Source organism: Arthrobacter sp. D1-29 (assembly GCF_054130585.1).
This window is the reverse complement of the sequence record NZ_CP096383.1, coordinates 775,944-794,022: the sequence shown is the minus strand read 5'-3', so window position 1 is coordinate 794,022 and position 18,079 is coordinate 775,944. Positions and strand designations below refer to the sequence as shown.

Annotated in this window: 16 protein-coding genes; 5 read left to right on the top strand and 11 right to left on the bottom strand. The window is 62.5% G+C overall.

Features of this window, described 5'->3' with window-relative positions; genetic code table 11:
* The first annotated feature begins 64 nt into the window (after window positions 1–64).
* The 3 genes from M1E17_RS03805 (at window position 65) to tgt (ending at window position 3,312) form a co-directional block, all read left to right on the top strand.
* The gene (locus M1E17_RS03805) at window positions 65–1,150 is read left to right on the top strand and encodes a DUF6707 family protein (RefSeq protein WP_457965563.1); all 1,086 of its coding nucleotides are present in this window, start codon (window positions 65–67) and stop codon (window positions 1,148–1,150) included.
* A gap of 81 nt (window positions 1,151–1,231) precedes the next feature.
* Window positions 1,232–1,957 (top strand): SRPBCC family protein, encoded by a 726-nt coding sequence (locus M1E17_RS03800; RefSeq protein ID WP_457965562.1) that lies wholly within the window; start codon window positions 1,232–1,234, stop codon window positions 1,955–1,957.
* 32 nt (window positions 1,958–1,989) lie between these two features.
* Window positions 1,990–3,312 carry a tRNA guanosine(34) transglycosylase Tgt gene (gene tgt, locus M1E17_RS03795; RefSeq protein ID WP_457965560.1) on the top strand — a complete coding sequence of 441 codons (1,323 nt, stop codon included), beginning with the start codon at window positions 1,990–1,992 and terminating at the stop codon, window positions 3,310–3,312.
* A gap of 92 nt (window positions 3,313–3,404) precedes the next feature.
* Here the strand turns inward: tgt and M1E17_RS03790 are convergent, their stop codons facing one another.
* The 7 genes from M1E17_RS03790 to M1E17_RS03760 all read right to left on the bottom strand — a co-directional run bounded on the left by M1E17_RS03790 (window position 3,405) and on the right by M1E17_RS03760 (window position 12,810).
* A complete protein-coding gene (locus tag M1E17_RS03790) occupies window positions 3,405–6,224 on the bottom strand; it encodes an alpha-amylase family glycosyl hydrolase (protein ID WP_457965559.1) in 2,820 nt (939 codons plus the stop codon).
* A 97-nt stretch (window positions 6,225–6,321) separates the two neighbouring features.
* Window positions 6,322–7,998 (bottom strand): glycoside hydrolase family 13 protein, encoded by a 1,677-nt coding sequence (locus M1E17_RS03785; protein ID WP_457967556.1) that lies wholly within the window; start codon window positions 7,996–7,998, stop codon window positions 6,322–6,324.
* Between the two features lie 41 nt (window positions 7,999–8,039).
* Entirely contained in the window at window positions 8,040–9,002 is a 963-nt protein-coding gene (locus M1E17_RS03780) for an ROK family protein (RefSeq protein WP_457965557.1), read from the bottom strand.
* Window positions 9,003–9,034: 32 nt separating this feature from the next.
* Window positions 9,035–9,931 carry a carbohydrate ABC transporter permease gene (locus M1E17_RS03775; protein WP_457965556.1) on the bottom strand — a complete coding sequence of 299 codons (897 nt, stop codon included), beginning with the start codon at window positions 9,929–9,931 and terminating at the stop codon, window positions 9,035–9,037.
* Window positions 9,928–10,869, bottom strand: coding sequence for a carbohydrate ABC transporter permease (locus M1E17_RS03770; protein WP_457965555.1), 942 nt, complete (start codon window positions 10,867–10,869; stop codon window positions 9,928–9,930). The genes M1E17_RS03775 and M1E17_RS03770 overlap by 4 nt, the downstream gene beginning before the upstream one ends.
* Window positions 10,866–12,182 (bottom strand): extracellular solute-binding protein, encoded by a 1,317-nt coding sequence (locus M1E17_RS03765; RefSeq protein WP_457965554.1) that lies wholly within the window; start codon window positions 12,180–12,182, stop codon window positions 10,866–10,868. The genes M1E17_RS03770 and M1E17_RS03765 overlap by 4 nt, the downstream gene beginning before the upstream one ends.
* Before the next feature lie 235 nt (window positions 12,183–12,417).
* Entirely contained in the window at window positions 12,418–12,810 is a 393-nt protein-coding gene (locus tag M1E17_RS03760; protein ID WP_457965552.1) for a hypothetical protein, read from the bottom strand.
* A 336-nt stretch (window positions 12,811–13,146) separates the two neighbouring features.
* Here M1E17_RS03760 and M1E17_RS03755 point away from each other — a divergent pair, with 336 nt between their 5' ends.
* Complete coding sequence (locus tag M1E17_RS03755) at window positions 13,147–14,394, top strand: ROK family transcriptional regulator (protein ID WP_457965551.1); 1,248 nt, start codon at window positions 13,147–13,149, stop codon at window positions 14,392–14,394.
* On the opposite strand, the gene M1E17_RS03750 is transcribed toward M1E17_RS03755, so the two are convergent.
* The 3 genes from M1E17_RS03750 to M1E17_RS03740 all read right to left on the bottom strand — a co-directional run bounded on the left by M1E17_RS03750 (window position 14,337) and on the right by M1E17_RS03740 (window position 16,199).
* On the bottom strand, window positions 14,337–14,645 hold the full coding sequence (locus M1E17_RS03750; RefSeq protein ID WP_457965550.1) for a hypothetical protein: 309 nt from the start codon (window positions 14,643–14,645) through the stop codon (window positions 14,337–14,339). The two genes, M1E17_RS03755 and M1E17_RS03750, sit on opposite strands and share 58 nt — an antisense overlap.
* A 23-nt stretch (window positions 14,646–14,668) precedes the next feature.
* Window positions 14,669–15,448 (bottom strand): queuosine precursor transporter, encoded by a 780-nt coding sequence (locus M1E17_RS03745; protein ID WP_457965548.1) that lies wholly within the window; start codon window positions 15,446–15,448, stop codon window positions 14,669–14,671.
* Between the two features lie 118 nt (window positions 15,449–15,566).
* Entirely contained in the window at window positions 15,567–16,199 is a 633-nt protein-coding gene (locus M1E17_RS03740; protein WP_457965546.1) for a TetR/AcrR family transcriptional regulator, read from the bottom strand.
* A 95-nt stretch (window positions 16,200–16,294) separates the two neighbouring features.
* On the opposite strand from M1E17_RS03740, the gene M1E17_RS03735 reads away from it, so the two are divergent.
* Window positions 16,295–16,603: a hypothetical protein gene (locus M1E17_RS03735; RefSeq protein WP_457965544.1), complete on the top strand. Its 309-nt coding sequence runs from the start codon at window positions 16,295–16,297 to the stop codon at window positions 16,601–16,603.
* A 9-nt stretch (window positions 16,604–16,612) separates the two neighbouring features.
* Here the strand turns inward: M1E17_RS03735 and M1E17_RS03730 are convergent, their stop codons facing one another.
* Complete coding sequence (locus M1E17_RS03730; protein WP_457965542.1) at window positions 16,613–17,914, bottom strand: serpin family protein; 1,302 nt, start codon at window positions 17,912–17,914, stop codon at window positions 16,613–16,615.
* Window positions 17,915–18,079 lie beyond the last annotated feature (165 nt).

The window sequence follows — 18,079 nt, the reverse complement described above, 5'->3', positions numbered from 1 at the left end:
CCCGACTTCCGGCGCCCGCCTTTGTAGACTGTAGGGCGGACCGCAAGAGAACTTAAGGACTCCCATGACCGAAACCCCAGCCGCCCGGCACTACAGCGAACAGCAGGCTGGAGCCCTGAAGGCCGGCGATCAGCTCCTCCTTCCAGACGGTGAACGCACCGCCGAGATCCACCAGGTGGACGTTGAACGGGACGATTATGGGGTCCCGGCGCTGGTCCTGGCCAGCCTGACCCGCGGCGGGACATTGCGCATGGCAGCCGGCTCCTCCGTGAGGGTTCTGGACACAGCGCCCGACGCCGTTTCGCGGCTTCCGCTGGGAGCACACCTGCGCGGACAGGACCTTGGTCCGAAGGGCACTGGCGAACCGAACGTGGGTGACCAGAACCCGGTTGACCGGAACGTGGGTGACCAGAATCTCGGTGATCAGGGCGCGGGCGATCACGCCCCGGGTGAGGCACCTGCAATGCCGGCTCCCGCCGTCGTCGTTCCTCCCCCGCCCGCCATTCCGCCGGCGCTGAGCGGCCCCACGGCGGAAGAGCTCGAACTGATCCCCGTCCCGCAGGGGACACCGGAGGCGGTGGTTGCCGCCGTGGCCGACGCCCACCCTGACGCCGTTGGCGTCCTGCTGCTGGCCGACAAACTTGCCAAGGGGATTAACTTCAAATCCGGAAGCTGCCTGAAGGACCTCAGCGACCTGGCCCACGAGCTGTTCATTACGCTGAAGGATCCTGACGGGTCGCTGGCTGTGGCGGATCTGCTCAACGTCCTGCCGTTCGACGGAAACCCGGGCAGGTGGGCGTCAGTGGAAGCGTCGTTGGCGCTGTCGAGCTACATCTGCCGGCAGGACGGGCAGGAGGCCCGGGCTGAAGTCTACGAAAAGCTGCTGCGCGTGCCCGAGACGCAGGAGACTGACCCGTTCAAAGCCCGGATGAATGCCAAGGTCCGCCAGCGTTCCCTGAACGAGCCGAACCTCTATGACAAAGAAATCTTCCGCTCCATCGACAACTCCAACCACGAGGCCGAGCGTGAGTGGCGGCTGCTGCGGCTGGAATCCCTGCTCTTTTTGCGGGCGCACGGCGGCTCCGAGACCATCGGCCTGGGCGAACTCCAGCGCCGGATCAGCAACGAGCTTGAGGCTGTCCGCGCCTGATTTCTGCAGTCTTACTGGCAAGTTGCTGCGGCGAAGAACTTACCCCTACCGGGCGTTCTCGCTGAGTTGTACATTCGGGGAATGACGAACAATCTGAGCGTGGTGATTAATGCCGACGCGCCGCAGGTGTGGACCATGCTGCGCGAACCGTCCAAGGTAGCCCAGTGGCACGGCTGGGAAGCGGACGACCTGGACGCCGAAATTAAGGAAATCTACTTCTCAAGCGATGTGGTGGAAGCACCGGACCACACGAGCCTGACAACCCATGGCGGCGACGTCTTTGACCTCAAACCCGTACCCGGCGGGACCCAGGTCAGTGTGACGCGTGCGGCTTTGGACCACAATTCCGAATGGGCGGCCTGGGACGAGGACATTACCCAAGGGTGGCTCACCTTCCTGCAGCAGCTGAGATTCGCCCTGGAACGCCATCCGCACGGCAGGCGGCACACGCTGTTCTTCCAGGTTCCCGGCGGACCCGGTTCGGCCATTGAAAAACTTGGCCTCTCGGATGTGCCCAAGCCCGGGGAGAACTATGAGAAGACCCTCCGCACCGGTGAGGAGATTGCGGGCAAGGTCTGGTACCGCAGCAACCACCAGGTGGGCCTGACCGTCCATGACTATGCCGAGCACGGTGACGGTCTGCTGGTCGTTGCCGACCAGCCTGTTAATGACGATGTCAGGCCTGAGGGCGGCTCCATGGTGATCATCTCCACGTATGATCTGGGCGCGTCCAGGCTGGAGTCCATCCGTGCGCTGTGGGAAGGCTGGCTGGCTGAGAACTACCCCACATCCGCTCCGCTGCACTGAGGGATCGGACCGATAGCTGGCACACTTGAACCGTGCCAGCCAACTCCGCCCCCGCTTCTGCCGGTCCTTCCGCTTCCTCCCCCGCCGCTGCCTCGTCTGTAACCCGGCCGGGGTTCTCATACCGGGTGGGCACGCGGCTCAGGGAGACCTGCGAGCCGTCAGCTGCCCAGGTCTCTGCCAACGGGGGCGAGTTCCTCGGCCGGACCGGCATCATCAGCACCCCGCACGGTGAGATCCGGACGCCGGCCTTCATCGCCGTCGGAACCAAAGCCACGGTGAAATCCGTCTTGCCGGAGTCCATGGCAGAGCTCGGGGCGCAGGCGCTCCTGGCCAATGCCTACCATCTCTACCTTCAGCCCGGCCCGGAGATCCTGGACGAGGCCGGCGGGCTGGGCGCCTTCATGAACTGGCCGGGCCCGACGTTCACGGATTCAGGCGGTTTCCAGGTGATGAGCCTGGGCTCGGGTTTCAAGAAGGTCATCGATATGAAGTCCGTTGATAATTCGGGTCCGGATGACGCCGTCGCGCCAGGCAAGGAACGCCTGGCCCACGTTGATGATGACGGGGTCTGGTTCAAGTCGCACCTGAACGGGGACCGCCACCGCTTCTCCCCCGAGATTTCCATGCAGGTCCAGCACCAAATCGGCGCGGACATCATGTTTGCCTTTGATGAGCTGACCACGCTGCAAAACTCGCGCGGCTACCAGGAGGAGTCGCTGGAACGGACCCGGCGATGGGCGCTTCGTTGCATCGAGGAGCACGTACGGCTGACGTCGTCCCGGGCGGGAAAGCCCTATCAGGCGCTGTTCGGCGTCATCCAGGGCGCGCAGTACGAGGACCTGCGCCGGAAGGCCTGCCGCGACCTGGGCGCCATGGATTTCGACGGCTACGGCATCGGCGGCGCCCTGGAAAAGGAGAACCTGGGCACCATCGTGCGCTGGTGCAACGAGGAACTCCCGGAGGACCGGCCGCGGCACCTCCTGGGCATCTCCGAGCCCGACGATATCTTCACCGCCATCGAGAACGGGGCCGACACCTTCGACTGCGTTTCCCCCACCCGTGTGGCCCGAAATTCCGCTTTTTACACGCCAACGGGCCGCTACAACTTGTCCGGAGCGAAGTACAAGCGCGACTTTGGCCCACTGCAGGAAGGCTGCGACTGTTACGCCTGCGCCAATTATTCGCGGGCCTACATCCACCACCTGTACAAGGCCAAGGAAATGCTGTCGGCAACGCTGATTTCCATCCACAACGAGCGCTTTGTGGTGAAGATGGTGGACGACGCCCGGCTGGCCATCGAATCCGGCAGCTTCTTCGAGTTCAAGGCCGAGACCCTGGGTCAGTACTACTCCTGAGCATGCAGGATCACCGGGGAAACGTACTGCGCTAAAGCATTCGTGGCCGTTCCATGCGCGGAACGACCACGAATGCGGGTCCACTTTTGTAGTTAGCGCACCGTCATGAGGTGGCTGGCGTGATCATACTGGAAGGAGACCGGCCCGCCGTCGTGGTTCAGCGCGATGTTGCTGCCGTTGGCGGCGCCGCCCAAGCCGTAGTTCTCGCTCCATGAACCATCAATGGCGGCCTTGAATTCGTAGCTGCCAGCGGGCAGGTCCGGTATGGGCAGTTTCCAGATGCCGTCCGAGGGGTCCAGCGTTAGCTGGGCCTGGCTGCAATCGGGCATCCAGTCGCCCGGGCAGCCGAGCTCGGAGTTCAGGCTGCCCGCCACTGACACGGCACCTGGCTGCTGGACCGCCGTGACAGCGCTTATCACGTTAGTGGCGTGGTCGTACAGGAACGTGACCGGGCCGCCTGCATGGTCGAACAGGACGTTCGGGCCGTCCGGCTCACCGCCGGCACCATAGTTCTCATCCAGCGTCCCATTGAGCGCTGCCTTGAATTCGTACGTGCCCGACGGCAGGTTCTGGACGTTCAGCTGCCACAACCGGTGGACCGGTTCAAACGTCATGAAAGCCTTCTCGCAGGACGGCTGCCAGTCCTCGGTACAGCCAAGTTCGGTGTTGAAGTTTCCTGCCACGCTGACGGTGGTCGGCTGGGCGGGCTCGCCCACAACACCACTGCGCGGCTCAGCAGTAGATGTTTGCCCGCGGTTGTCCAGCACTACCGCCCGGTACTCTACCGAAGTGCCGGCGTCGATCGCAGACACGTCATGGAACACCTGGTACGGAGCGTTGTCGTCAGTGCCAATGGCCTGCCACTCACCTCCGGGGGTCCGCGCCTGGAAGGTGACCTCGTAGAACGAGTTACCGTCGACGTCGGCAGTCACCTTAAGGCGACCCGCGTCACCAGCTGCCATGACGGGCTTTTTGAGTGCGACGGCGGGCGCCGCCTTGGACTTCGCGAGCTGCCCTTTCGCTTCATACACCACGGCGGACAGCGGCGGGACCGTTACGGTGAGGTTTGCCTGCCCATCGGTTTTGGCCACAGCGGCAGCGTCGCCGTAGACGAGCTCGAAGGGCTGCTTGGCCTCGTAGGTGGGGATTGCCGCGGTTTGGGCGGTCTCGCTGTTGTTCAGGGCCACGATGTACTCGCGCTGGTCCTTGGCAGCGATCCGGGAGAAAGCATATATCCCGGCTCCGTCGGCGGCGTAGCGGTTCTGCTGGGCCCCGTCACGGAGTGTGGGGTGCTTGGCGGTGAGTGCAGCGAGCTCGCTGATCTTCCGATATAGAGGGTGTTGGGTGTCGAAGTTGTCCGTCCCGTGCGTGGAACCCGTTCCCAGCAGGTCGTCGTCAAGGTACTCCTGGACCCGGCTGGCGAACATCGACTGCCGTGAATCCTGGTCTCCGCCGGGGCCAGTGAAGCCTTGCTCATCGCCGTAGTAGACCACCGGGTTTCCGCGTGAGAAGTACATCAGTTCGTGGGCAAGCTCATCACGTTCAACGAGTTCCGCGGCCGGGGCTCCGGCGTTGTCCTGGGCGATGAACGTGCCGATCCGGCCCATGTCGTGGTTGCCCAGAAAGGTGGGCAACTGGTAGACGTTGGAATCGGCGTCCGTGTACCAGTCATCGCCGTTGAAGAAGTCAGCCAAGCCGGTGGCCTTGGCGCCTTGGGAGGCGAAGCCGCGGGCTGCTCCCTGGAAACCGAAATCAAGAACTGCCTGGATGCGGTTCTTGGTGGTGAATTTGGACAGGACGTTTTTGGAGCTGTCGAACACTTCCCCGAACATGAAGAACTCGTCCTTGCCCTGCTCTTTGGCGTAGCTGAGCACCTCTGGCCCGAACTGCTGCCAGAACTCGTCGTTGACGTGTTTCATGGTGTCTATGCGGAAGCCGTCAATCCCGAAATCCCGGATCCATGTCTTGTAGATGTCCTTCATCCCGTTGACGACTCTCGGGTTTTCCGTGAACAGATCATCCAGTCCGAAGAAGTCGCCGTAGAGCGAGTCCTCGCCGGAGAAGTTGGTGTTGCCGCGGTTGTGGTAGAGCGTGGAATCGTTGAGCCAGCTGGGAACTTTGACGTCCTGCTCGGCCGCGGGGATCACCGGGGAGTAAGGGAATGATGTTGCCGGATCCAGGGCTGGGAAGTCCCGCGTGCCGGCGTAGTCCTTGTCGTCAAAAGCCTCACCGGTGGCAGTACGGTAGGGCTCGGTCTCCTTTGAAATGTAGGGAGCGGACGACGTTTCCTGATACTGGATGACATCCGCGGTGTGGTTGGTGATGATGTCAAAGTAGACCTTCATCCCGCGGGCATGGGCCGCCTGGATGAGCGCCTTCAGCTCCGCATTGGTGCCCATGTGCGGGTCGATCTGCGTGAAGTCGGTGACCCAGTAACCGTGGTAGCCGGCGGAGCTGTTCTCCAGCTGCCCGCCGCCCTGGACTGCCTTGTTCTTGAAGCTCGGTGTGAGCCACAGGGCGTTGGTTCCCAAGCCTTGGATGTAGTCCAGACGGTCCTGCAGGCCCTTCAGGTCGCCACCATTGAAGAACCCTTTGCGGGTTGGATCATATCCGGACGCCATCGGGTCCGGACCCAGCCCGCCCTCGTCGTTGGCTTTGCTTCCGTTGTTGAAACGGTCCGGCATGACGAAGTAGAAATTCTGGTCGCTGATGCCGCCGCGGATCGAATGCTGGGCGGCCGGATCAGGGACAGGCTGGTTGGCAATGAAGGTACCGCCGCTGGCTGGCAGCATGGTGGACGCCGTGACCACTGCTGTTCCGAGCAGGACGGAGGCCGCGCGAGCGAGCGACTTACGCGCGCTTGAGTGTGGGTTGACGTGGGGAACAGGGGATTGAGGACTGCGAAATGACAAGGTGGAACCTTCCGCTAAGCGACTCTGCTTGGGGCCAAGTCGCCGCTCTGGGGCGCTTGGGTAAATGTGCGGGACCTGTGGGCGGGCTGTGCTTGCTTCACCGCAGCCATGCTGTGGTGTTGGCCGGCAGTTTGCCCTGTTCCAGCGGCGCGCTGCTGACAAGAACTGTTCCTGGCGGAAGGTCGGCAGGCGTTTCGCCGAAGTTGGTGATCGACTGCCAGCCGCCCGGGCGTTTGAAGTGCAGGACCTCCGGGTTGACGGTCTCGACCCATTCCAGGTCTTCGGCGGCCTGCAGCTCGCGGCGGAGCCTCAGTGCGGCACGGTAAAGCTCCAGGGTGGATCCATCAATCCCGGCCTGGCTGTCGGCGGCGTAGGCGGCGAGCCATTCCGGCTGCGGCAGGTGGGCGCCACCGTCGCCGAAGCCGAAGGAGGGGCCCTCTGCGGTCCATGGCAGCGGAACACGGCAGCCGTCCCGGCCGATTTCCACGCCCTTGTTGCGGAAAAAGGCCGGGTCCTGACGCTCGGAATCCGGTATCTCGCTGCCCACTTCCTGCAGGCCCAATTCTTCGCCTTGGTACAGGTATGCCGATCCGGGCAGGGCGAACATCAACAGGGAGGCGGCGCGGGCACGACGGAGGCCAAGTTCAACATTGACGTCTTCCTGCCTGCCGCCATCGAGCAGCCACTGTTTTCCAGCCTGGCCGGCCATAACCCCGCTCTCAGCGGCAGCGGCGGTGGCGTTGAGTCCGTAGCGCGTGGCGTGCCGGACGACGTCGTGGTTGGAGAACACCCAGGTGGATGAGGCACCTGACGCTGCAGCCTCGGCGAGGTTCTTCGTGATGATTGTCCGGAATCTGGCCGCGTTAAAGTCGGCCTGCAGGAGGTCGAAGTTGAAGGCTTGGCCGAGCCCCTCCGGGCTGGCGTAGCGGGCACGGCGGTCAGTATGCACCCAGGCCTCGGCGACAGCGGTGCGCGGAGGGTTGTACTCGTTAAAGAGCTTGCGCCATTCGGCGTAAATGTCGTGGACTTCGTTGCGGTCCCAGTAGGGGTGGGAGCCATCGTTGAAGGCGTCTGCACGCGTTCCCTTCACCTCAAGGTCCGCCCTGGTGGGCAACGCGCCCTCGAGGTTCTTTGTCAGCGCATGGGCGACGTCGATACGGAAGCCGTCCACGCCACGGTCGGACCAAAAACGCAAAGTCTTCAGGAAGTCCGCGCGGACTTCTTGGTTATCCCAGTTGAAGTCCGGCTGTTCCTTCGCGAAAATGTGGAAGTACCACTGTCCCGGTGTGCCGTCCGGCTCGGTAATCCGCTCCCAGGTGGGGCCGCCGAACACTGAAACCCAGTCCGACGGCGGCAGTTCGCCATTTTCACCGTGGCCGTCACGAAAGATGTACCGGTCGCGGGCCGGGGAACCCTTTGGGGCGGCCAGTGCTTCCTTGAACCATTCGTGCCGGTTCGAGGAGTGGTTGGGGACGATGTCCACGATCAGCTTGATGCCGGCATCGTGGAGGGCGGCGGCCATCTCGTCGAAGTCTTCCAAGGTGCCCAATTTGGGGTCCACGTTGCGGTAGTCGTCCACGTCGTAGCCGCCGTCAGCCAGCGCAGAGGGGTAGAAGGGGCTTAGCCATACGGCGTCGATTCCCAAAGACTTTAGGTAAGGGACCTTGGTAGTGACGCCCCGGATGTCGCCCAGGCCGTCGCCGTTCGAGTCGGCGAAGCTGCGTGGGTAGATCTGGTAGACGGCTGCCTGGCGCCACCAGTTGTGGTCCTTCATGCGTTCGTTGTCTGTGCTTCTTGTCGTTTCGACGATGGTGCTCACGCTGCTCCTTCATGGTGGAATCTGAATTGAACTGACGGATTTGTCTGTGATGGTTCCGCGTTTTGATCGGGGGGTGCCAGTGAAAGATCGGCAGCCCCGATCGCCCCGGCGATCGGGCCCAGAACGGCGGTCCTGAGTTGGGGACGGGATCGAGGCGGGGTAACTTCAGCGCCGGCCATTGCTTCTTGTGCGATCGCCAGGAAGCGGGGGTCACTGCCAAGTCCTCCGCCGAGGATCACCAAGGAAGGGTCCAAGGCGGAGGCGAGAAGAAGGATGCCCCGTGTGAGGTCGCGGGCCACACCTTCAACGACCCGGCGGGCAGGGGGATGAATTTCAGCGGCCGCTAGGACGTCGTGGCCCGCCGAGCCTTCGTCCCAACCGGCGGCCACCGCTGCCCGATGGAGAGCGCTGCCGCTGGCGTAGCGTTCCCAACAGCCGCGGGATCCGCAGGGGCAGCTGTCGCCGCCGGGAACAAGGGCCAAGTGGCCCACTTCGCCCGCTGCGCCGGTTGCCCCGCACAGGAGGCGCCCATTGATAATGAATCCACCGCCCAGCCCGGTACCGACGGTGATCATCGCGAACGAATCCGTGCGGGGATGTCCTCCAAAGCGGTATTCGGCCCACGCGGCGGCATTCGCGTCGTTGTCCACCCGGACCGCAGCTCCTGCCGGCGGGAATGACCGGACGTGCTCGGCAATATCCAGATCGCTCCATCCAATGTTCGGGGCGGATCTGATGATGCCGGTGGAAGGATTGACATCCCCAGGGACGGCGATTCCAATTCCTGACAGGTCATGCTTCGCCGCGACGCCATTGACGATTGCCGCGACCTGCCCAAGGATCACGTCACCACCCCGGGCGGTTGGAGTCGTGTGGACATCCAAGACAGTTCCGTCACGGTCAAGGACTGCGCTGGCAATCTTCGTGCCGCCTATATCTACGCCGAGAGAACAAGTCATCGTTGGACCTTCTGAGTAGTGGCCGATCAAGTTTAGGATTTTGATCCGGAGAGGGCGATGCCGTCGACGATCTGGCGCTGGGCGACTCCGAACAGGATCAGCAGTGGTGCTGCAGCCAGGGTGGTGGCGGCCATGAGGGCAGTCCAGTCGGCGCCGTACTGGCCCTTGAACTGGTTCACGAGCAGCGGGAGTGTGAAGTTGGCGTCGCTGTTGAGGAAGATCAGCGGTCCGAAGAAGTTGTTCCACTGTCCGAGGAAGGTGAAGATGCCGAGCGCGGTGAGGGGTGTGCGCAGCAGCGGCAGGATCATGGTTGTGAAGATCCGGAAGCGGCTGGCACCGTCCAGCTCCGCGGCCTCCTCCAGCTCCTTCGGGATGCCTTTGACGTACTGGCGCATGAGAAACACGCCAAAAGCGTTGAAGAGCGCGGCCGGGACGATAAGTGCCGCGTGGGTGTCTACCCAGCCCAGCCCTCCCATGATGATGTAAAGCGGGATGATGGTCAGCTGGGCAGGAACCATCATGGTTGCCAGGAACACCATGAACAGGGGCTTGCTTCCACGGAATTCAATCCTGGCGAAGGCGTAGGCGGCCATGGATGAGGTGAGCAGCGAGATGGCGGTGACGGTTACCGCAATGTAGGTGCTGTTCCAGAATCCGCGGACGAAGTCCGCGCCTGTGAAGGCTTTTTCGTAACCCTCTGTGGTCCATTCGAGCGGGAACAAGGCCGGGGGGTGCGCGAAGATCTCGGTCAGCGGTTTGAACGATGACAGCAGCATCCAGAGGAATGGCAGCGCCATCAGGACTGCACAGACAGCCAGCGCGGCGTGCAGGATGGTTCGGCCGGCAAGACGCTGGGGGTGGATCCGCCTGGCCTTCCCTGGCTGGCTCAGGCTGCGGTGGTTGTTTCGGGTAGCGGTGGAAGTACTCATTCTGCGTAGTGGACCCATCTCTTCTGAGCTGCCAGCTGCAGCGCGGTCACACCGAGCAGGGACAGCAGGAGCAGGAACGCCAGGGCCGAGGCCTGGCCGAAATTGAATTCGCGGAAGGCGATTTGGACGATTTCGTAAACGATCGTGCGGGCTGCTTCAGGAGCATTGCTGTCCATGAAGACGTAGATGTAGTCGAAGATCTGGAAGGAGCCAATGATCGAGGTGATCGAGAGAAACAGGATCGTGGGAGACAGCAGCGGAACGGTGACGTGAACCAGCTTCTGCCATCCGGTACAGCCGTCCAGTTCTGCAGCTTCCAAATAGGAAGAGCCGATGCTCTGCAGTCCGGCCATGAACATCACCAGCTGGTAGCCCAAGCCCTGCCAGATCGACACGATGGTGAAGGCCGGGATCACGAAGTTGGGGTCCTGCAGCCAGTCCGGGGCTTGGACACCGATGCTGCCCAAAGCACTGCTGACCGGGCTGATTTCAGGATTGAACAACCACAGCCAGATTGCAGCGACCGCCACCGAAGAGGTCACCACTGGTGCCACGAAGCAAAGCCGGTAGACCGACGTCATCTTGCCCGCCTTCTGCATCAGCAGCGCAAAGACGAAGCTTGAAATCATCAAGCCAGGCACCTGCAGGACCGTGAACCACACAGTATTCAGGACCGAGCGCTGGATCCGCGGGTTGGACAGTACCTCTGTGAAGTTAGCGAATCCGGCAAATGTCGCCGCGCCGAAACCATCCCAATTACTGAAAGCCAAGACCAGGGCGAAGACCAGCGGTCCGATCATGAAGGCGGCCAGCCCCACGAGTTGCGGCGACAGGAAGACCAGCGCGGCGATAGTGTCCTTGCGACGGCGCCGGGATGGGCCCCGGGAAGGGGGCTCGGCGGCCCGTGCCGGCGTGGCGGTTGCGGTCAGCGTGCTCACCTGGTCGACTCCACCAGCTGGGTGACGGCGGAGCTGAACGACGCCGCTGTCGTCGAGGAGTCCTTAAAAAGTTTGTCGACCAGAAGGGGCAGCTCGGTAGCGGTTTTGGGATTGCCGACGAACGCGCGCGGAATGGCGTAGCCCTTGGCCACGACCTCGTTGAACCACTGCCCGTGAGCCGGAACGCCGCCCTCGGTGGCGACCTCGTCCAGGCCTTTGATGGACGGCACGGCGTTACCACCTCCGGAGAGCCGGAACTTCTGCCCGTCACGGCTGACATAGTTGCCAATCAGCTCGCGGGCCTTCTCCGGGTTCTTGGCCTTGGCGTTGAGCGCTATGGCCGCCGTAGCGACCGGCGCAGGAAGAATGTCCTTGCCCGAAGGCGAGGGGACAGGGGTGATGTCATAACCGAACTTGACGTCTTTTAGCGTCGGGAGCGCCCAACGGCCGACATTGTTCAGAGCAAGCTGCCCGGCCAGGAAAAGGGCGTCTCCGCTTTGGCCCTTCGGCAGGGAACCTGCATAGGTGATGTTGCCGGACCTGAACTGCTCAAGCAGCCATTCCAGTCCTTCCTGGGCCTTGGGGTCCTCGGCAAGAACCAGCTTGCCGGATTCGTCGGTCAATTGACCGCCGAACATGGTGGTGGCGGTGCACCAGTTGAACCACCAGTTGGACAGGATCAGGCCCTTCTTGCCGGAGGCTCGAACCTTGCCCAGCAGATCCTCCAGCGCGTCCGGCGTCCAAGCGCCTGCCTCGAAAAGCTGGGCGGGGTCCTTGGAAACTCCTGCCGCAGAGAGAACGTCCTTGTTGAACCAGAGCACTGAGGGATTGCAGTCAACCGGAATCCCGAAAATCCCTGCGCTGCCATCTGCCGGTTTGCACCACTGGTAGAGATCCTCCGGGAAGTCCTCCAGCGTGACCGGAGACGTACCACCCTTGAGGTAGTCGCTGAGGTCCGTAATCTGCTTCGCGTCAATCATCTTGGCCATATCGGCATCACCGACATAGAAAGCATCGGGGGCGGAGCCCCCTGCGAGCTGCGAGAGCAGCTTGGCCTGGTAGTCGCCGACGACGGCCTGGAAGCTGACCTTGGCGTCAATCTTCTTGCCGAGCTCAGTGGCGAACTGCTTATAGCGTTCGTCCTCCCCCGGGTTGGCCCAGGCCGCCCAGGAAACACTGCCTCCGGCGCTGGAGCCAGAACCGCCGCCGCAAGCGGCCACCGCTGGAGCGGCCGCCAGGCCGAGTGCGCCAAACAGGCCGCCGCGCAGCACAGCTCGCCGGTCAACAGAACGTGAGAAGAGAGAGTTAGACATCGATGTCAGGCCTTTCAGTACGCGACGGTCTTGAGACAGCTTCGCCGACGATTATTTAATATTGGAACTAAATTTAGAGCCCGTAAGAACTATGAGGGTGTGTTACATCACACGTCAAGGCACGAAGGCTTTGTGACTTTCAGGTGAAGGTGCGGCAACAAAAGCGCCCATGAAGCTACCGGGCCGTCGATTAAGAGCGGCCATACCCGCCTGGGCTCACTTGAAGCCAGCCTCTTCATCCATCGGCGGCAGGATGCAACCGGCCTTCCTTGGTGGCTTGCGGAAGGTGTTCCATGTCCCTGTAGTGGCGGGCAGCCGGTTCCCACAGCCTGTCCCAAGGGCCGTCCCCTGATTCGGAGGCGCTGTCTTCCTTCTTTACGCCGCCCGCCTCTTCCTGGCCGAACGATTGGAGTTGATCGCGTGCAGTTGTACCGTCCGCTTCTCTTACTAGCCCGTAAGGGACTTCAGGGGTGATGGCAACGGTGAAGATAGCAGGAGCGTTCCGGGTAATCAGGATCCCCCCGGCGCGATCCTTGATGGCAATGCTCATAGCCACATCGATTGCTGCATTGAGCCGTAAATCTCTTTCCGAGCTGGTCTCGGGTGAGACGTGAATAACCTGTTGCATGGGGTGTCCTCTATTGTGCTTTTCGACGGTCAAGGGTCGGGTATGGGCCGAAACCGCAGGCCAAGCTGAGCCGGCAAGCGCGGCAGGAAAATCCAGGCACGGAACGGCGGTGCCGCTAAAGGCCCATTGTCGGCGGCCGCTCATTGGGCAGTTTTGAACCCTCGTGACCTCATCACCGGGCATCGAGTAACTGGGATACAGAGTGAGGGGTGCCGTGCTGATGTGACGGTGTTAGTAGGGTCTACGCGTGAAGGATAGTCAGCGAGGCCATTTATTCGAGGCTAAAATTTACTCCTTCAAGTATTATGGGCCGTATCCGTCAGAGAGGTCAATACCATGTCTTCCGCGATCTCCGCACCGGAGCCTCAGCTGCTGCGTAGAGTGAGCGCCAGCACTGTCCTTGACTTCATGCGGGCTTCAGGTGCCGTGACGGTTACCGACATCATGGAGGCAACAGGGCTCGCCCGCGCCACTGCCATATCGGTGTGCGAGGAACTCATTGAACGGGGCTGGATCAGGGAGCTGGAGAACCAGCGGGCCTTTGGCCAATACCAGAAAGGCCGCCCGGCCCGCAGATTTGAACTCAATGAAAGTGCCGGTTTCGTTCTGGGCGTGGACGTGGGAATCGCAAAGGTCACTGCGGTGGTGTCAAATCTCCGAGGGGAAACTGTCGGACGATCCAGCCAGCCATTTCCTGGCGTGCAGATCACCGCCGAGGATCGCATTCCCGGCGCCCAGATTACGGCCGAGGAACGCATTGCCATCATCGATCAGGCGGCCATGGCGGCCCTTCAAGATGCAGGTGCTTCTGCCGACATGGTGCTCGCCATGACCGTCGGCATAGCAGCACCCGTTGACCGAAACGGTGAAGTTTTAGCCACCCAACATTTCTGGGAGCTGTTCAACCTGGACATCAAGTCTGCTTTCAACAATCTCCACGGCTGGACGGTGCTGCTGGAAAACGATGCAAACCTGGCAGCTTTGGGCGAACGCTGGCACGGCGCGGCTTCCGGTGTAGACGACGTCGTGGTGATCCTCTCCAGCGAACGCTTCGGTTCGGGAGTCATCGACGGCGGGAGGCTCCTCCATGGCAGTCATGGCGGCGCCGGAGAGCTGGCTTTCCTGAAGCAGATCGAAGGCGTGGGCGACACCTTCGGTATCGCCCTCATGGCCAGGACCTGGGCCGCCGAAGCCCTTGCCGGCAAAGCCAAGACATCCCTCCGAAAGCATCCCCATGAGGAAATCGATGCGGAACATGTATTCGCCGCCGCCGCAGACGGGGACCGCCTGGCGCAAAGGATTTTGGACCGCCTCGCCGACAGAATGGCCAGAGTTATCGGAGCCGTAGCCACCATCTTCAACCCCGAACTTGTCGTCATTGGCGGCGGCGTGGCAAAGTCCGCCGGAGTACTTCTGGAACCCATCGCGGAACGGCTGGACGAATTTACGGCCACGCCGCCCCGGATCGCGGTTTCCCCCCTGGGCGAGTCAATAGTCGCAGTCGGAGCAATAAGAAGCGCTCTGGACTACGTCGAGAAAAACAGCCTCGACCTTGAGCTGCACGCGCGGAGCCTGGCTGAATAAGGGGAATTTGCCTTGCCGGCAGGGTCCGGGTCACGCCCCTCCGCGGAGGACCCGTCGGAGTCGTGAAGGTCCACCCACAGCGGCGTATGCCGGACCTCTTCGCGTTCCAGCAAGAGCAGGCCAAGCTCGCTCAGGTGAATCAGGGCGAGATCCGCCCCCGCCACCAGGGCCGCGGCGGCTTCGAGTTCGTCCTCGGCGGGCGTGGAAGGGACCGCAACGTAAAGGGATACCCGGCCGCCGCCGTCGGTCATGAGGTTGACGTGGCGCTGGTCCGCTATATCGATCCCGCAACGTTCCCGCGATCTCCTGAGCTGCTGCCCTGTACAGCCCCGTAGCTCGGCTCGCGCTTCTTGATCCAGCCGATCACCAGTGACGTCACCGGCACCAGGAGGAACTCCACCAGGGTCTTGTACACGAAGCCCACCACCACGTAGTTCACGAACGTGCCAAAGTCGGTGATGCCGATGACAGACGCGGCGATGCTGCAGAAGATCAGCGTGTCCACAAATTCGCCGGCACCCGAGGACCCCATGAGCCGCGCCCACAGGGACTTCTCCCCCGATCGGGCCTTCATCCTGACCAGGATCCACGAGTTGATGGTCTGGCCTGCCAGGAACGCCAGCAGCGAGGCCAGCACGATCTGTGGAACCGGTCCCAACGCACCTTCCAGTGCCGCCTGCTTGGACGTTCCAAACTCGTCGTCGAAACCCGGCAACGCAATGATCACCCAGTAGCTGAGCGAGGCGAAGACGGACAGCGCAAACGTGCAAAGAATAGCTTTGCGTGCAACCCGGAACCCGTAAACCTCACTGATCACATCGCCAAGGATGTACGCCAGCGGAAAGAGGAAAAAGCCGCCGTCTGTGATGACCGGCCCGATGGCAACACCTTTGGAAGCGCCGATATTCGACAGGATGAGAACCACGGCCATGAAGGCCAGCAGGATGCCGAAGTAGGGCGAGCCGATAGAGGCAAACCTGGCGGCGCTGCCTGACTGGCCTGTAAGGGGCAGGGCGTCTGGGCTTGGCGTGGAAGGGCCGGATGCGGAGGGCATGGGGAGTGTCCGTTCGTAGTGGTTTGCTCGCCGCCCGGGACTGTCACGGGCGGCGGCTGTATTAGCACTGTCACCACATTCTCCCACTGAACGGCCCACGTCAGGGCCCTGCCGGCGCCTAAGCCTGTGCGACTGACGCGGCCCCCAGTTGCGAAGCGCCCAGCGGCGACTCCTCCAGCAGGGTTTCCGCCATGAGCGTTGCGGTCCGCACGATGAAGGCCCGACGGCGGTTCGCCCGGTCCGGCGCATCGCCGGCAAGGAGCGCATCGAGCTGGGGAAGGACGGTCCAGCCGTCGCAGAGGGTCACCACCGTGATCACCAGATCGGCGGCATCCGTCCGGTCGACGCCGGGCAGGACCTTCATGACCTGATCCACCTTGGTGGCGCAATGGTCTGCCCGCGTCACCCGGTCCACCGTATTGCGCCCGCGTTCCAGCCCTTCCCAGAACAGCAGCCGCGGCAGGGCGCCGTCTGTGGTGTGGCGGTCGAAGAGCCGGCCTGCGTAGTCCCCAAAGGCCTCGGCACCGCGCCCTTCAATGGGCACATCCGTCATCACGCGTACCAGTTCGGCCGCCAGCACAGCGTCAAAGAGTTCATCCTTCTTACCGAAGTACTGATAGATCCGCTCCTTGTTCACGCCTGCGGCAGCTGCGATCCGGTCCACCCGGGCACCAGCCAAGCCGTTGGCGCTGAATTCATCGGTGGCAGCCGCCAGCAGCAATGCTTTGGTGCGCTCTGTGTTCCAAGCCATAGGCCAAGTGTAACCCTTCTCCAACTAACCAGTTGCACTTTCCTGCGGGCACAGCTAGTGTCGTTCTATCAATTGCAACTAAACAGTTGGGGATTATGTTGGAGAACACACTCAGCCCTGTATCAGCCGCCACCGCGGCCCAGTCAAGCACTCTTTCCTCAGGGCCGCCGGCTGCCCCTGGGGCTCCGTCAGTCCACGTCCGGGCCGTCATCACGTGGCTGGCCATCTTCCCGCTGGTGACCTTGGGCATGCTGGCGTCCGCGCCGTTGATGGAGGGGTGGCATCCCGTGCTGCGCGCCCTGGTCCTGACTCTTGCAGTGGTCCCGGTGGCCGTGTACCTGGTAGTACCGAGGTTCTTCGCCGCTTACGGCATCCTCGTGCGGCGCAGGCACTCCCGGCGCTGACGCAGTTGCCTAGCGCGGATCGGCTACCTTGCCCATAAAGAGCGGCAGTCCGGTTTCAACGTGGACGATCTGGTACTGGAACGGCCGGTTGAATTCGAGGATGCGCGCAGGCTCTGGCATCTTTCCGCTCACAGCCTCGGCATTGATTTGAGTCACTGCGGCCGCAATGGTCCCCTTCTCCGCCACGGTGATGTTGGCCGCCTGCGCCGCCTGCGTGATGGTCATGCCCCGCTGGATCTCATCGAAGTCACGCGTCGTGTTCAGCATTGAGCTGAGCCCGAATTGCTCAAAGACCCGCCGCAGGTCAAAAGCACTTTTGTGATCCCACTTTGGCAGCGAGAGCTGAACACTTTCGTCAGCGGCAGCCTCCAGGGAGCCTGCAATGTCGGCGAGTTGGAGAGGGTCAAAAAGGTCCCCACTCTGGCCTGTGCCCTGGGCGGCGCCGCCGTCAGCGGGAAGCACCAACCGCATCACGAAGCCTTCCCCGTACGGCAGGTCGACAGCCTGCCACCCGTCGCCTTCCGCATAGGCCAGGTCCTGCAGGCTGTGCATCATGGGAACGTTCAGCGTGCCGGCATTTGCAGTGGTGAAGGGCGCCTCATACGTGGCATTGGGGCTGAACGGCGTCTCCCACGCGGACGCGAAATAGACAGCATTCAGGAGGCTGAAGGTGTTGTTGACGTCGTAATCCGCCGGCGCCTTCTTGATTCGGCCACCCGTGTTCTTATCTACCCACGCGTCGATGGCCGGGCTGGTGGCGGCCTTATCGCGGAAGTCCACCGGATAGACGCCGCTCCCGTAATGCTTTGCCAGCGTCTGCAGATACGGCTCCCCGGTGGGGACGCTCCCGTGGACGAATAGTCCGTTGGCCACATGCAATAAGGGTTCCGCCGGTGGATTGTCCTCATCCACTGACCCGGGGTCGCCGTCGAACTTTTCGAGCTCGGCCAGGAGGGCGTTCATGGCCTCATCCCGGTTGGCTTCCGGAAGACCCAATAGTGCATCCATTTCAGCGGCTGCGTCCCCCGACGCCCCCGCGCGCAGCATGGCCAAGGCGATCAGCAGGCTTCCGGGCGAGGCGATCACGTTCCCGTTCGCGTCGTCGCCGCCGTCGGCCAGAAGGGCATTCCCGAGTTTGAGGGCGGAGGTCCTGAACGCCGACAGCTCACCGTCAAAAGCCGCACGTTCCACCGAAACACGCTCAACGCCGTCAGCCTTCACCAGGCCCACCGCCGGCGACGAACACGCCGTCAGGGCCACCACCGCACCCAATGCCAGTACGCGTGTAAGCAGTTGAGCCCTGATGACCATCGTGATTGCCTCCCCGTTAGCAACGGCGGGAGCCCGCCTGCTCCCAGTGAAGCAGCGACGGCGGCAACTAACGATGCCTGCCCGGTCACGGTTTGCCATCGTTTCGGTCTCGGCGGGATGCTGAAGACCACGCGCTGAGATCCAGCACGCAGAAAATCACGACGG